At 73.8% G+C, this 14,236-nt stretch carries 10 protein-coding genes; 5 read left to right on the top strand and 5 right to left on the bottom strand.

The window, feature by feature from the left end; all coding sequences use genetic code 11:
* Position 1 precedes the first annotated feature (1 nt).
* The 3 genes from ABZ719_RS00385 to ABZ719_RS00395 form a co-directional block, all read right to left on the bottom strand.
* Positions 2 to 1,888: a carbamoyltransferase C-terminal domain-containing protein gene (locus ABZ719_RS00385; protein WP_366723018.1), complete on the bottom strand. Its 1,887-nt coding sequence runs from the start codon at positions 1,886 to 1,888 to the stop codon at positions 2 to 4.
* A gap of 94 nt (positions 1,889 to 1,982) precedes the next feature.
* Positions 1,983 to 3,452, bottom strand: coding sequence for a radical SAM protein (locus ABZ719_RS00390; protein ID WP_366723019.1), 1,470 nt, complete (start codon positions 3,450 to 3,452; stop codon positions 1,983 to 1,985).
* 360 nt (positions 3,453 to 3,812) lie between these two features.
* Positions 3,813 to 3,980 carry a hypothetical protein gene (locus tag ABZ719_RS00395; RefSeq protein WP_158771598.1) on the bottom strand — a complete coding sequence of 56 codons (168 nt, stop codon included), beginning with the start codon at positions 3,978 to 3,980 and terminating at the stop codon, positions 3,813 to 3,815.
* Between the two features lie 718 nt (positions 3,981 to 4,698).
* Between ABZ719_RS00395 and ABZ719_RS00400 the strand changes: the two genes are divergently transcribed.
* Positions 4,699 to 5,652, top strand: coding sequence for a chlorophyllase (locus ABZ719_RS00400; RefSeq protein ID WP_366723020.1), 954 nt, complete (start codon positions 4,699 to 4,701; stop codon positions 5,650 to 5,652).
* Between the two features lie 145 nt (positions 5,653 to 5,797).
* Positions 5,798 to 6,787 carry an SDR family NAD(P)-dependent oxidoreductase gene (locus tag ABZ719_RS00405; protein WP_366723021.1) on the top strand — a complete coding sequence of 330 codons (990 nt, stop codon included), beginning with the start codon at positions 5,798 to 5,800 and terminating at the stop codon, positions 6,785 to 6,787.
* A gap of 109 nt (positions 6,788 to 6,896) precedes the next feature.
* Here ABZ719_RS00405 and ABZ719_RS00410 read toward each other — a convergent pair whose 3' ends face one another.
* Both ABZ719_RS00410 and ABZ719_RS00415 read right to left on the bottom strand, forming a co-directional pair.
* Positions 6,897 to 8,393: a carboxylesterase family protein gene (locus ABZ719_RS00410; RefSeq protein WP_366723022.1), complete on the bottom strand. Its 1,497-nt coding sequence runs from the start codon at positions 8,391 to 8,393 to the stop codon at positions 6,897 to 6,899.
* A 21-nt stretch (positions 8,394 to 8,414) separates the two neighbouring features.
* Positions 8,415 to 9,329, bottom strand: a complete 915-nt coding sequence (locus tag ABZ719_RS00415; RefSeq protein WP_366723023.1) for an MBL fold metallo-hydrolase — start codon at positions 9,327 to 9,329, stop codon at positions 8,415 to 8,417.
* A 186-nt stretch (positions 9,330 to 9,515) separates the two neighbouring features.
* On the opposite strand from ABZ719_RS00415, the gene ABZ719_RS00420 reads away from it, so the two are divergent.
* The 3 genes from ABZ719_RS00420 (at position 9,516) to ABZ719_RS00430 (ending at position 14,068) form a co-directional block, all read left to right on the top strand.
* The gene (locus ABZ719_RS00420) at positions 9,516 to 12,380 is read left to right on the top strand and encodes an AAA family ATPase (protein ID WP_366723024.1); all 2,865 of its coding nucleotides are present in this window, start codon (positions 9,516 to 9,518) and stop codon (positions 12,378 to 12,380) included.
* Between the two features lie 445 nt (positions 12,381 to 12,825).
* Entirely contained in the window at positions 12,826 to 13,050 is a 225-nt protein-coding gene (locus tag ABZ719_RS00425; protein ID WP_366723025.1) for a hypothetical protein, read from the top strand.
* Positions 13,051 to 13,456: 406 nt separating this feature from the next.
* Entirely contained in the window at positions 13,457 to 14,068 is a 612-nt protein-coding gene (locus ABZ719_RS00430) for a lytic transglycosylase domain-containing protein (RefSeq protein ID WP_366723026.1), read from the top strand.
* Positions 14,069 to 14,236: the final 168 nt, after the last annotated feature.

Raw genomic sequence — 14,236 nt, forward strand, 5'->3', positions numbered from 1 at the left:
ATCACTCGACGATCAGCCGGCGACCGGGCAGCACCACGGCGTCCAGCTCCGTCTCCGCGAGCAGCTCCAGGGCCTGGTCGAGGTGGTTGAGGATGGGCCTGCCGCCCGCGTTGGCACTGGTGTTGATGAGGACGGGCAGCCCGGTCAGGTCACCGACCGCGTGGCACAGCCGGTGCAGCAGGGGGTGGGTGTCGCGCCGTACGGTCTGCAGCCGGGCCGTGCCGTCGATGTGCCGTGCCTCGGCGAGCCGGTGGGCCTCCTGCGGCCGTACCCGTACCGCGAACAGCATGCTCTCGGTGTGGTCCAGGGGGCCGGTGAAGTAGCGGTCCGCGACCTCCTGGGGGCAGATCGGGGCGACCGGCCGGAACCATTCGCGTCCCTTGATGGTCTGGGACACGTGCCGGCGGGCGCCGTTCCAGTGTGCCGACACCAGCAGCGAGCGGTGCCCGAGCGCCCTGGGCCCCGTCTCCATGCCGCCGTCCAGCCAGGCCACGCAGCGCCGCCCGGCCAGCAGGTCCGCGACCGTCCGCACCAGTTCGTCGTCGTCGGCGGCTTCGCGCGCGGTCCGTCCGAGAGCGCTCAGCCGCGTGGCGAGCCCGCCTCCCGGCTGTCGCGCCGCTCCGGCCGGCGGATCGTCGACTCCCTCCAACCGCGGTCCCGCGTAGGCCAGTCGCGCCCAGCCGGAGCGGCCTGCCGGAGCCGGGCGGTCGGCGGGTTCCGCGGCGGCCAGGGCGGCACCGAGCGCGATGCCCGAGTCGTCGCAGCAGGTCGGGACGGACACGCGGGTGAACTGCCCGGACTCGGCGAGGCAACTGTTCGCGGTGATGTTGAGCGCGCAGCCGCCCGCGTAGCAGAGCGTGGAGTAGCTGGGGAAGCGGCGGCTGATTCCGGTCGCCAGCCGGGTGAGGTCCCGCTCCACGGCGGACTGCAGGGTGGCGGCGAGATCCCGGCAGACCCGCTCGTCGGGTGAGGTCCCCACCGGGGTCGTCCGGCCGTCCGGGGTGCGGATCTCGTCGGGGAACACGGACCCGAAGGAGTGCACCACGTCGTCGTCCGAGGAGTCGGCCAGGCCCACGTCCAGGTAGCCGCCGCTGACCGGGTCGTACTCCCACCAGGTGCCGGCGTAGCGCAGCGCCGAGCCGGTCAGCCGGTCCTCGTCCAGTTGTTCGTACAGGTCGGGCGAGGCGCGCCGGGTGGACTGCGGGACCAGCATGGCGCGCAGCACCGGCAGCAGGGAGGGGTCGCTGTCGCCGGTGGCCGCCAGGCCGAGCAGTTTGCCGGTGTCGAACTGGCTGCCGTGCACCCGCCGGGCCAGCGCCTCGTAGACCAGGCCGAAGCGCGGGCCGCCGCGGTTGGTGAACGACATCACCGGGGTGAGCTGGTCGCCGTCGCCGAGGCAGACCATGCCGCACTCGGCGTAGTTGCCAGTCCCGTCGAGCGCCAGTACGAGGGCCTTGCGGGCCCCGGAGGTGTAGTAGGCGAGGGCGGCGTGCGCGTAGTGGTGGCGGACGGCGACGAGCGTGATGTCGCCGAGCCCTTCGGCGAGCGGCCAGTCGACGGGCTTGAGCACCCGGGTCACCGCGTCGGCGAGACCGGCGCCGCCCGTGGCCGTCCAGCGTGCGTCCTCGTTGACCAGCTCGACCAGCGCCGGCGGCAGGACCCGGCACACGGGGGTGTACCAGTCGGCCACCGCTACCCGGGTCACCGGGCTCGCCGCCCGCTCCCGCAGTTCCGCCAGCCAGCCGCCCGCCGCCTGCCGGAACCCCTCGTTGCCGCCGCACACGTGGCGCAGCCGCAGACGGCGTTCCGCCTCGATGATCCGGTAGCCGTCCGCGTCGGTCAGGGCGGCGCCCGCGTCGTGGCCGAAGTGCATCCCGATCGTTGCCATGGAACCAGTCACCCTTCCTCAGCCGGCCGCGGGCTCACCCGTGGAGCGGCGGCCCGCGGTGCGCGGGACGCCGGGGACGTGCGTGGGGGCGCGCTCACGACAGCGCGGCGAGGCTCTGCGCGTGGTGCCGCTCCAGGAGGCCCTGCACCACCTCGCGCATGTAGGCGCAGTAGCCGGGCGACATCACCTGGATCGAGCCGTTCTCCTCCTCCAGCGCGCCCGCCGAACCGCCCGAGCACGTGCCCTGCAGTTCGCAGCCCTGGCAGCCCGGCCCGTTGGTGTAGGCGCGCATCCCGTAGTCCTGGTAGGCCGGGGAGGCGAAGATGCCCCGCCAGTCGTCGATGGTGCCCAGCACCCGGGCGGTGGCCTTGCAGGCGAAGACGCTGCCGTTGGGTTCGATGGAGAGCTGCCGGCCGACCGCCGGACACGTCTTGTAGTCGGCTTGCTCGGCCCACTTCGCCTCGTCGATGATCATCTGGAAGGTCTGGTACCAGTAGCCGCTGAGCTGGACGCCGCGCTCGCGTCCGTAGTCGACCGCGGCCAGCAGCCGCTGCGCCACGTCGTGCGGGCTGTGCTGCTGGAAGAACTCCTTGGCCTGGAAGGAGACGATGACGTCCAGGGTGTCCAGCCCCGCCTCGGCGACGAAGTCGATCAGCGGTGTGCCCCACTTGTCCCAGGTGTACTGGGACAGGACCGTGGTGATGCTGACCGGGACGCCCGCGGCCTTCATGTCGAGGATCGCCTTGCGGACCACCGGCCAGGGGGTGCGCTGCTGCTGCCCGCCGCGGAACTCGCCGGTCTCCGGCACCAGGTAGTCGATGGAGACCGTGGTGTCGACCCGGTGCTCGGCCAGGGCCGCCAGCAGTTCGTCGTCGATGCGGGAGCCGTTGCTCGTCAGGTCGTAGGACAGGGTGACCCCGTCGTGGCTGTCGCCGAAGGTGCGCAGCACGTGCAGGATCGTCCCCCGGGCCAGGGTGGGCTCGCCGCCGAAGAAGGAGACGGTGAGGTGGCCGCCGCCGTTGGCCTTGCGCAGGGCGATGGCTTCCTTGATCGTCTTCTCGGCCACCTCGCGGGACATGTGCATCGAGGGGTTGCGGGCGCTGTCCGAGCCGTGGTTCCAGTCGCCGCTCGCCAGGGTGGGCCCGGAGTCCTGGCGTGCCGGGCCGGTCCCGTCCTCGCGGGAGCGGCGCAGCTCCACGAGGACGGGTCCGGGCTTGACGGACTCGCCGGAGGTGTTGCGCTCCTGCACACCGCCGTCGAAGTTGTACGCGAAGCAGCCCTGGCAGGAGAAGTTGCAGGCGTTGGTGAGCACGAGCTGGATGGAGGAGTGGAACACCCCGGTGCCCAGCGCCTCCTGACGGCTCTCGAGCAGGCGGTCGATCTCGCGGGCCTCGTCGTGGCCGGCCTCGACCAGGAACCGCGCCTCCACGAGGTCGCGCAGCGAGTCGTCGTCGAGCCGCTCCCTCAGCCGGTCCACGCTGAGGCCCTGGGAGGCGTCCTTCAGGAGGTCGACGACGTCCTTGTCGACGAGCCGCGCATTTCCGTACAGCGAATGAAAGGCCATCGTCCGCTCGTCGCCCTCAAAGGAATTGAGGCGTCCCCCGAAAGACGTGAAATCCCGGTCACCCGCGGCACGCAGGGTGCGGACATAACGCGAGGACTGGTACACCGAATTCTGCATGCTGAAGACTTCTCCCTGCGTCTCACGGCTTTCGGCACGGTGCGGGGCGCGGCCCTCTTCCGCGGCCCGGCCCGCGATTCGGCGGGACGGGCGCGGGGGCGGCGGGCGCGCGGTACGGCGTCGGCGGAAGGGCTCTGCGGGCGCGCGGTCCCTGGGACGCGGACCGACCCCGCGCAGGGGTTCGGTCCGCGCTACGGCCCGGGGGCCCGGCCTGCCGGACGGAACCCCGGTCAGCCTCGGCGCTCAGGCGGAGGCGGACTCTTTCCGCTGCTCGGCGGGGGCGGTGTCGGCCTCCACCTGCTTGCGGACGGGCGTGATGGTCGGCGCGTTGCCCTTGTCCGGCGAGACGAACGCGCAGGGCCGCGACGATGCGGTGACCGCAGGTCGGGCGACCTTCCTGACTTCGGCCATGTGGCCTCCTCGATAGGTGCGGGACACAACGCGTTCCACTGAAGCAGAGGAGAACAGAGTCGATAAGACTTCATCCAGACACACTCGAATACACGGGCAACCGCAGGTTTTACGGCACGGAATCGATCTTCCGTCGGCCACGGGCGGCCGGCCGGTCCGGCGTTCTACCCGGTCTCTATTCTTGATCGTATTTCCGGCGAGCCGTCCGGGTCGGCCTCCCGGTCTGCTCCCGGACGAATCTCCGCCGAGACGAATTCCGGCCAGAAGGGGAACCGGAGGCGGCCGGCCCGCCCCGGACGACCCCGGAGGGAGCCGGGCCGGGGGGTGCCAGGCCGGGGGGTGCCAGGCCGGGGGGCGCCGGGCCGCCCCGCCGGGAGGGCCCTTCCGGCGGGGCGGGCCTGCCGGTGCCGTGCACCGTTGACAAACCGGAACCGTGCTCCACATACTAATCGGAGCCGCGTTCCGCTTTAGTCCGGAGCCTGAGCCGCGCACGGAAGGGGGTTCCGATCTGCGGGCGATGCCCGGTGCGCGCGATCGCAGGGCGCCGGAAGGTCCTCGGGACGCAGCTGCCAGGGCCTTCCGGGAACGCGGCGCGAGCGCGTGCCGGGCGCCGCCGCCGGGACCCGCTTCTGCCCGCAGCCCTCACGGCCGCGCGCTCGTCCGTCCTGTCCGTCTCCGGACGGCGGAGCCTTCCTGACCTCCTGGAAAGGACCTTCCCATGACCGAACTCGCCTCACCCGCTGGTGCGTCGCCCGCCCCGGTGCTGTCCTACAGTCCCCTGGTGCTTCCCGTGGCCGGGCGCCCCGTGGACCTCCAGATCCGTGTCACCGCGCCCGCCACCGGGACGGCCCTGCCCCTGATCCTGCTCTCCCACGGCCACGGCGGCTCGAACAACCTCTCCTCGCTCAACGGCTACGCGCCGATCGCGCAGCTGTGGGCGCAGGCCGGATTCGTCGTCGTCCAGCCCACCCACCTCTCCTCCCGGACGCTGGCACACCGCCTCGCCGACGCCCCCGGCGCGCCCCTGTTCTGGCGCTCGCGCGCCGAGGACATGACGCACGTCCTCGACCGGCTCGACGTCATCGAGAAGAGCGTGCCCGACCTCGCCGGACGCATCGACCACGACAAGGTCGCCGTCGCCGGGCACTCGCTCGGCGGCTTCACCGCCAGCCTCCTGCTGGGCGCCCAGGTCACCGACCCCGGCACCGGAGAGCGGGTGAGTGTTCTGGAGCCCCGGATCAAGGCAGGTGTGGTGCTCGCCGCACCGGGCCGCGGGGACGTCATCCACGCGGCCGTGGCCGAACGGACACCCGTCTTCCGGTCCATCGACTTCTCCACCATGACCACCCCCGCGCTGATCGTCGCCGGGGACAGGGACGACTCCCGGCACTTCACGGACGCCGGCCCCGGCTGGCACACCGACCCCTACACCCTCGCGCCCGGTCCCAAGACTCTGCTCACCCTCTTCGGCGCGGAGCACGGCCTGGGCGGCATCGCGGGATACGACGCGGCCGAGACCACCGACGAGAACCCCGAACGCGTCTCCCGCCTCGGGCGCCTCACGGCGGCCTACCTCGCCACCCGCTTCCGGCTCGACGACCACGCCTGGCAGCGGGCCTGTCAGGATCTACTGGCCGGTTCCGAGCCGGTGGGCCGCGTCGAGTCGAAGTAGACCCCCCGCGGGGGCGCCTGGGAGCGGGAGCGTCCCGCCCGCTGCTCCCGCCCGCCCCCTCCACCGCACACGTCACGCGAACCGGGCGGTTCGACCTCACCGACTCGCGCCGACATCGCTCTCACACACACGAAAGGCCGGTCTCATGACTCGGCAGCAGCACCCCCTCGGCTCCGGGTTCACCCCGGCCACCACCGCTGAAGAAGCCCTCGACGGCATCGATCTGACCGGCAGGAACATCATCGTCACCGGCGGCCACGCCGGTATCGGACGCGAAGCCACCCGCGCTCTGGCCGCACGGGGCGCCTGTGTCACCATCGGCGCCCGCGACCCTGACCGGGCGCGCGCCGCCGTGGCGGACATCGACGGCGTCCGGGTCAGCCGGCTGGACCTGGCCGACCCGGCCTCGGTCGACGCGTTCGCCGGGCGCCGGAACGCCACGGGCCGCCCCCTGCACGTCCTGATCAACTGCGCGGCCGTACCGGCGCCCGCCGAACGGGAGGTCGACGGCCGCGGCTACGAGGTGCAGTTCGCGGTCAACCACCTCGGCCACTTCCAGCTCACCCGGGCCCTGCTGCCCGCCCTGCGGGCGGCGGGCGGCGCCCGCGTCGTCAACGTCACCTCCGGCGCCCACCGCTTCTCCACCATCCGGTGGGACGACCCCCACTTCGCCTCCGGTGACTACGAACCGCACATGGCGTACGCCCAGTCGAAGTGCGCCAACGTCCTGACCGCCGTCGGACTCGACAACCGGTGGGCCGGGTACGGCGTCCGGGGCTTCGCCGCGCACCCCGGCGTCGTCGTGGGCACGGCGCTCAACAGCGCCGCCGGTGACGAGGGCCTGCGGGCCGCCGGCCTGATCGACGAGGCGGGCGGGCCGGTCATCGACCCGGCGGCCGGGAAGAAGACGGCCCGACAGGGCGCGGCCACCCTCGTGTTCGGTGCCACGAGCCCGCTCCTGTCGGACGCCGGCGGTGTCTATCTCAAGGACTGCGACGTCGCACCGCTGGATGACGAGCAACGGCCGGTGACGCCGTACAGCATCCCCTCGGACGCCGCCTCGCACGCCCTCGACCCGCATTCCGCCGAGCGCCTGTGGGCACTGAGCGAACGGCTGCTCGACCAGCCCGGCTGATCCGGGGGCCCGACCGCCCTCGGCCGAAGCCACCGCACAGAGCTGGGGCGCGGCCCGCCCCGAACCCGGTGAACGGGCCGCGATCACCGGGAAGGCGCCCGCCTCTCGCCTACGGAGCCTGCCAGGCCCGGCGTTCCCGGCCGCGGGGGTCGTCGACCTGGGTCCACTCGGCACCGATGCGCATGGTGGCCCTGCGCCGGGTGTCGTAGGGGTCCCAGCCCGGGTCGCCGGTCCTGGCGAACCGGATCCAGGCCGCGTGCATGCGGGCGGCGAGACCGGCGGGGGGCTCGCCGGGGCCGAGCAGCGCGGCGGGGCCGTGCAGCAGGGGCAGGTGCGCGAGGTCGAAGACGAAGGGCAGCTCGACCGCGTGGGTGGCGCCGAGCTGCCCGTCCAGGGCCTGGGAACGCCAGGCGAACTCGTAGGCGTAGGTGACGGATCCGGGGTGGGCGGCATGCGCGCCGGCCAGCGCCCAGCTTCCCGCGCCGAACAGCGCGTCGCCCATGACGGCGGAGCGCAGCTCGCCGGGGGACGCCCCGGGGCGTGTCCCGCGGTAGGTGCCGAGGAGTCGTGCGGGATCGGGGTGGGAGCGCGCCGCCGCGTCCTCGGCATCGGCGGCGGTCGAGGTGGCGTACTTGTCGACCGGGACGAGGTAGAGGTTGCCCTCCTCGGTGTTGGTCCCGATGAGCAGGTCGACTCCGGAGCCGAGGCCGGCGGCGACCGATTCGGCGGGCTGCGTGTCGAGGACGAGGCTGAAGGGGCTCAGTCCGATCAGCGGGTCACGCCGGGTCCCGGTCCGCAGGTCGAGGCCGGCGAGCCGGGAGGCGGCCTCGACCAGGCGCTCGTCGGATACCTGGGCGAAGGCGTCGGCGTGCGGGGCGACACCCAGGGTCTCGGCCGCCGCCCGGGTGACGCGGGCGGCCTGCTCGGTGCTGAACGCCCCCAGGCCACTGCCGCTCTGGACGATCGCCCGGTGGAAGAGGCCCGCGGCTTCGGGGGCGGCGAGGACACCGCCGATGACGGTCGCTCCGGCGGACTGGCCGAAGAGGGTGACGTGGTGCGGGTCACCGCCGAAGGCGGCGATGTTCTCCCGCACCCAGCGCAGCGCGGCGACGACGTCGAGCATGCCGCGGTTGGCGGGCGCGCCGGGGAGGTCGAGGAACCCGGCGATGCCGAGCCGGTAGTTGAGGGTGACGAGGACGACGCCGTCGCGGGCGAAGGAGGTGCCGTCGTAGAGCGCGGACCGCGTCGATCCCGCGACGAATCCGCCGCCGTGGACGAACACCATGACCGGCAGGTCCGCGCCCGCGGCGCCGGGGGCGAAGACGTTGACGGTGAGGTAGTCCTCGCCCCGGCTCCAGCCCGGTCCGAAGTAGGGGGACATGTCCACGCTGCCGAGCCTGCGTGCGGCCTGCGGCGCGCTGGGACCCGGCACGGTGGCGTCCCGTACGCCGGCCCACGGCTCGTGCGGCCGCGGCCGGGCGAACCGGGCGGCGCCGCGGGGCGGGGCGGCGTAGGGGATGCCGAGAAAGGCGGTGGTGCCGCCCCGGCGCAGGCCGCGGACCGCTCCCTGCGCCGTGGTCACGATGGGGTCGGGGTGGTGGTGCACGGTGGTGCCTTCCGTGGGGTCTCAGGCCTGCTCGGTGTACGGGGTGAAGGGCGCCCAGCCCTTGATGGCGAACTTGCCGCCGTCGCGCTCCACTTCGGCGGCGCCGTGGCCGCCCAGGTGCGCGGGGATCACGAGCGCGTTGTTGTCGGCCGCCCAGCCGAGCACCTTGCGGCGGGTGGCGCGGGCGCCCGCGGGGTCCTCGCAGAAGCAGCTGTTGGCGTCCGGTTCGATGATCTGCACCGGGTTGTGCAGCAGGTCACCGACGAACACCGCGCGGTCCGTCCCCGAGGTGAGGGTGAGGACGGAGGAGCCAGGGGTGTGTCCCGGCGCCGCGTCCAGGCGCAGGCCGGCGTCGATCTGATGGCTGTTCTCCCACAGCAGCGTCTGCCCGGCCCGGTGCACCGGGGCGACACTGTCCTCGAAGACGTTCTGGTTGCCCCGGCCGAGCAGCGGCTCGTGGCCGTTCTCCGGGTTCCAGAAGTCGAAGTCGTCCTTCGGCATCAGATAGGTGGCGTTGGGGAATGTGGGCACCCACCGCCGGCCGTCCAGATATGTGTTCCAGCCGACGTGATCGACGTGGAGATGTGTGTTGATGACGATGTCCACGTCCTCGGGCGCCACTCCGGCCCGGGCGAGATTTTCCAGGAAATCCGTCTCGAGGTGGCTCCAGACGGGCGCGTACGGACGCTCCTTGTGGTTGCCCACGCCGGTGTCGACGAGGATGGTCCTGCCCTCGCTGCGCAGCAGCCAGGTCTGGATCGCGGAATTCACGATGTTGGTGCCGGGATCCAGGAAATGCGGGGCCAGCCAGGAGGCTCCGTCGTCCCACGCCTCCTTCGGGCTCTCCGGGAAAAACGTGTCGGGCGTCATGTCGACGGAGCCGAAGTATTCCCGTACCCGGGTGATCTCGACATTACCGAGTGTGATGTGGTGCATGGGGTGTCCTGGGGAATTCGGAGGATTTCCTGAACCGTACGAACGGGGCCGTCCGGTGGGGTATCCGTCACGTGACTGCACCCTCCCGCGCGGGCGGGAGCGGCAGGAGACACAGCCGCTTGTAGCCTGGGTGGGCACGGCAAGGCGGCTCCCGTCCGAAGAGCCGCGATTCTGGAGACGGACCCCGTGGACGAGCACACAGGCGGCCCCGGCACGGTCATGAGGCCGGCGCCGGATCCGGGGGAACCGTTCGTCGGCCGGGAGGCGGAGCTGGGACGCCTCTTCCGTACGGTGGACTCGGTGTCGGCCGGCCCGGTGCTGATGCTGGCCGGTGGCATGGGCGCGGGGAAGAGCGCGCTGCTGGAGCGTGCGGCGCGCCGGGCCGAAGCCGCCGGCGCCCGCGTACTGCGCGCCGCGGGCAGCGAGTCGGAGTCGGGCCTCGCCTTCTCCGCACTGCACCAGTTGCTGCGGCCGGTGCTCGCCGAGGTGGACCGGCTGCCGCAGCGGCAGCGCGCGGCGATACGGCACGCCTTCGGCACGGGACCGGACGCACTCGACCCGTCGGCCGCACCCGAGCTGATGCTGATCGGGGTCGGCGTGCTGAGCCTGCTGTCGGCCCTGGGCGGCCGGCAGCCCCTGCTCGTGGTCCTCGACGACGCGCAGTGGTTCGACCGTGCTTCCCTGGACGCGCTGGCCTTCGCCGCCAGGAGACTGGACGGCGAACCGGTCACGATGCTGGTCGCGGCCCGCGGCGACGGCCTCCTTCCCGGGTTCGGCGGCCACGTGCCGACGCTCACCCTGGGACCGCTCGACAGCGCCGCGGCCGGCCGGCTGCTGGACCTGCAGCCGACGAGCCCCACCGGACGCACCAGGGCGCGGATCCTCGACCAGGCGGGCGGCAACCCGCTGGCCCTGGTGGAACTGACGAGGGCCGCCACCGCCCCGGGTACGGCGGCGGTCGCGCCGCCCGCGGGGCCGCTCCCGGTCACCGATCGTCTCGAGCGGATCTTCGCCGCCCGGCTGCACGACCTGCCCGCCGCCACGGCACACGCCCTGCTGCTCCTGGCCGCGATGGACAGCGCCGACTCCGCGGTCGCCGTCTCGGCCGGGCTGCCGCACGCCGCGGACGAGGTCTGGCTGCCCGCCTCGCGGGCCGGGCTGGTCCGGCGGGCGGGCCAGGACGTCCGCTTCCGCCACCCGCTGGTGCGGTCCGCCGTCTACCACGCCGCGTCCCCGGACGCCCGGCGCACGGCCCACCGCGCGCTCGCCGAGCTGCTGCGGTACGAGCCGGACCGGCGCGCCTGGCATCTGGCCGCCGCCTGCCCGGGCCCGGACGCGGCCGTGTCGGCGGAGCTGGAGCGGACCGCCGGCCGGGCTCGTCGCCGCGGCGGCCACGCGGCGGCGGCCAAGGCGCTGCAGCGCGCGGCGGAACTCGCGCCCCGGCGTGCCGAAAGCGCCCGGCTGCTGGTCGAAGCCGCGGCAGCAGCCGTGTTCACAGGAGACCTGGCCTGGGTGGAGGAGCTGGCCGCCGCGGCACGCGAGCGCACCGACGACCCGTCGCTGCTGGCGTCCGCCGCCGTACAGGCCGGACGGCTGGCGGTCCTGACCGCGCGCCACAGCACGGTCTTCTCCCGGCTGGCCGGCGCTGCCGAGCGGCTGGCGGCGCATCAGCCCGCCGCCGCGCTCGACCTCCTGGCCGGCGCCGCCGTGGTCCGCTTCTACTCCGGGGAGGACGCCCAGCGCCACCGCGTCCAGGACGTCCTGGGGCGTGTCCCCGAGGACGCCGCACCCGCAGGGGCGCGCATCTGGGCGCGGGCCGTGACGGACCCCTTCACCGAGCGGGCCGCACTCCTCTGCCTGCTCCCGCGGTTGGCGGCCGAGGCGCAGGCCCGCCCGGAGCGGCTCACCACCGTCGGGATCATGGCGTGGCTGCTGGACGAGACCCCCCGGGCCGTCCGCGCCTTCGACGAGGCCTTCGACCGCTGGCAGGAACAGGGAATGCTGCCGGACGGGCTGGGCGGCGCGGCCGCCTGGGCCTATGCGGAACGGGGACGGTGGGACCAGGCCCGTGAGGTCTGCGCCCGTACCACCGCGGTCGGCCGGGCGGCCGGCCTCGATCACGCCGTGGCCTGCGCGGCCACCGTGGAGGCCACCGTACTGGCCTGGCAGGGTGACGTGGCGGCGGCCCGTGCCCTGACCGAGGAGGCGCTGGCCCTGGTCGATCCGCTGGAAAGCCGCTCGGTCTTCGTCTACGCCCGCCGCGCGCTCGGCGCCGCGGCCGCCGCGGAAGGCGCGTACGAGACCGCCTACGAGCAGCTCCGTACGGTCTTCACGGCGGACGGCGCGCCCGCGCACTACCACGCCTCCTACCCTGCCGTCGCGGATCTGGCCGCGGCGGCCGTGCGCTGCGGACGCCGGGGGGAAGCCGCGGCGGTCGTCGAGCGGTGCGCCCGATCGCTCGGGGAGGACGCCTCGCCCCGGCTGCGCGCGCTGATCAGCCGGGCCCGCGGCCTGCTGGCCGGCCCCGAGGACGCGGAGCCGCACTTCCGCACCGCCCTGGCCGACCCGGTGCTCGAACACTGGCCCTTCGAACGCGCCCAGACCCTGCTCGACCTCGCCGAGTGGCTGCGCCGCCGCCGGCGCATCGCGGAGGCGCGGGCGCCGCTCAACGAAGCCCTGGAGACCTTCCGGCGTCTGGGCGCCCGGCCGTGGATCGAGCGCGCGCGGGCCGAGTCACGCGCCGCCGGCCTGGACGTCGCGGTCACGGCCCCCGACGCGCTCGCCGAACTCTCGCCGCAACAGCAGCAGATCGTCAGGCTCGCCGCCCGCGGGCTGACCAACCGCGAGATCGGCGAGAAGCTCTTCCTCTCCCCGCGCACGGTCGGCTCCCACCTCTACCGCAGCTTCCCCAAGCTCGGCGTCACCGCCCGCTCCCAGCTGCGCGACCTCATCGAGGGCACCCTCACACCCGCCGTGCGTCAGGACCAGGGTCTTTCGTCGGGATCAGGCCCGGCTCGCGCGGCCCGGCCTGATGCGAACGAGAGGCCGTAGGGTCCTGGTCCGGCGGCCCTGTCGCGACAGCGGCAGATGCGGTCGACGACCTGGTCCGCGGTTCGGTCCGCGGTTCGGTCCATCTGTTCTCGTCGCGTCCCTGGCCGGATACGCCAGGGCGAGCGCCTCATCACCGCGGGCGAGACCGGTCCGTTCACGTCGGACGTGATCCGCCGCCGCAAGCGGCCGCGGTCAGGCCTGTTCTCCGCCGGACGGCGTCCTCGGCGGCCTTCCGCCCACCCGGACGGGCGGCGCCGGTCCGCCGAACCGTCCCGCCACCGGGCCGAGTTCATCTGCTCGTGCGGCGGCCGGGGGTGTCGGGCTCGCCGGCCGGGGCACCCGGAGAGCATCAGGGTCCCGCCGGCCGGGCGAGGAGCCTCGTGGCCGGTCCCGGGGGTCCTTCCCCGATCGGTGCGGTGACGTCGATGTCCCTTCGGGCGGTTGGATGACAGTGCATCGGAATCGACAGCTCTCACGGTCCTCGGCCTGGACGGCCGCGCTCCTGCGCTCGGCCCAGTTGGCCTATCTCGCGTTCCTGCTGCTCTCCGTCGCCCTCCTGGCGTCCGCCCTCGCCACCGGAGCCGGCGTGCGCACCGTGCTCGGCCTCGCGGTGCAGGCGGCGCTGTGGGCGGCGCTGCTGCTGGCCGCCCCCACCGAAGCACGGCGGTGAGCCCGGTCAGCACCGGTCAGGACAGCGGTCGGTCCGCCGGTAGCGTCTGTGTGAGCTCCATGACGACAGTGAAGCGCACCCCACTGACAACGGACGTGCGGGACCGCGGCGGGGGCCGTACGAGGTGCGTGACCGTGCCCGCCGTACGAGGGGCATGGCCGGGACCGTACGACATGGGTGGCCGGGACCGTACGACATGGGTGGCCGGGGCCGTACGAGGTGGGTGACCGAGACCGTACGAGAGGCGTGGCCGGAACCCTACGAGGTGGGGGGCCGGGGCCGTGCGAGGGGCGTGGCGGCCCGAGCGGGCGCCCTCGGATTGAGGTGCGGTCGCGGGGGCACGTGGTCCTCCACACGGTGGTCGCTCCGGCGGCCCTTCGGTACGGCGAAGGAGAACGGGACGAGGATGGGTGAGGGACTGCGAGCGACGCGGGGACGGACGGTGAGACCGGGCGGCCGGCAGGCCGCGCGCACCCCGCCCCTGCGGCCCGGCGGCTACGACCCTGCCGACTACACCACGGCGGTGGTGCGCAGCGCCCGGGAGGCGGGTGTCTCACCGGTGCTGCTGATGGCCGTGCTCCACAACGAGGCGTACAAACCGCACCATCCGCTGCTCGAACGGGTCTGGCAGTGGTGGAAGCGGGACGCCTCCTTCGGTGTCGCCAACATGCACCGGGCGACGTTCGAGAAGGTACGGCGCGCGCACGCGCTGCCGGGACGCTGGCAGGACCTGCGTGACGACCCGGCGTTCGCCGTCCACGTGGCGGCTCTGCACCTGAAGGACCTCGACCGCGTGCTGCCCGAGCGATGCGCACGCCGCTACCGCCGGGACGAACTCCTCGCCCTCGGCTACAACGCGGGGGAACGCAACATGCGGGCATTCGCCAGGGGCGTGCCCCCGGGCCCGATGGCGCGGTCCTATCTGCGCCGTCTGCGGGACCACTGGCCCAGGGCCGCCCGGGCGGTGGCGGAAGAGGACGCCTCACGCGGCGCCCTGGGGAGTCCGGCGCAGCGGTGACCGCCGCTCCGGGCCCCGCCCTCGCCCTGACCGGCCCGGATCGGCTCGGCCGGACTCCATTGGACGGGGCTCGGCCGGGCTCGATTCGAGCGGGCTGGCTTCGGCTCGGCGCCCCGGCCGGTCCCGCAGGACGGTGGAGGAGAGTCCCGGCGGGTGGAGGAGAGGCCC

It is taken from the genome of Streptomyces sp. NPDC006743, assembly GCF_040703815.1.
In the GTDB taxonomy this organism is placed as follows: Bacteria; Actinomycetota; Actinomycetes; order Streptomycetales; family Streptomycetaceae; genus Streptomyces.

Bases quoted from the DNA above. Each gene is read 5' to 3' on its own strand.
- ABZ719_RS00400 (WP_366723020.1), top strand. From the start codon at position 4,699: ATGACCGAACTCGCCTCACCCGCTGGTGCGTCGCCCGCCCCGGTGCTG.
- ABZ719_RS00415 (WP_366723023.1), bottom strand. From the start codon at position 9,329: ATGCACCACATCACACTCGGTAATGTCGAGATCACCCGGGTACGGGAA.
- ABZ719_RS00425 (WP_366723025.1), top strand. From the start codon at position 12,826: ATGACAGTGCATCGGAATCGACAGCTCTCACGGTCCTCGGCCTGGACG.
- ABZ719_RS00385 (WP_366723018.1), bottom strand. From the start codon at position 1,888: ATGGCAACGATCGGGATGCACTTCGGCCACGACGCGGGCGCCGCCCTG.
- ABZ719_RS00390 (WP_366723019.1), bottom strand. From the start codon at position 3,452: ATGGCCTTTCATTCGCTGTACGGAAATGCGCGGCTCGTCGACAAGGAC.
- ABZ719_RS00430 (WP_366723026.1), top strand. From the start codon at position 13,457: ATGGGTGAGGGACTGCGAGCGACGCGGGGACGGACGGTGAGACCGGGC.
- ABZ719_RS00395 (WP_158771598.1), bottom strand. From the start codon at position 3,980: ATGGCCGAAGTCAGGAAGGTCGCCCGACCTGCGGTCACCGCATCGTCG.
- ABZ719_RS00405 (WP_366723021.1), top strand. From the start codon at position 5,798: ATGACTCGGCAGCAGCACCCCCTCGGCTCCGGGTTCACCCCGGCCACC.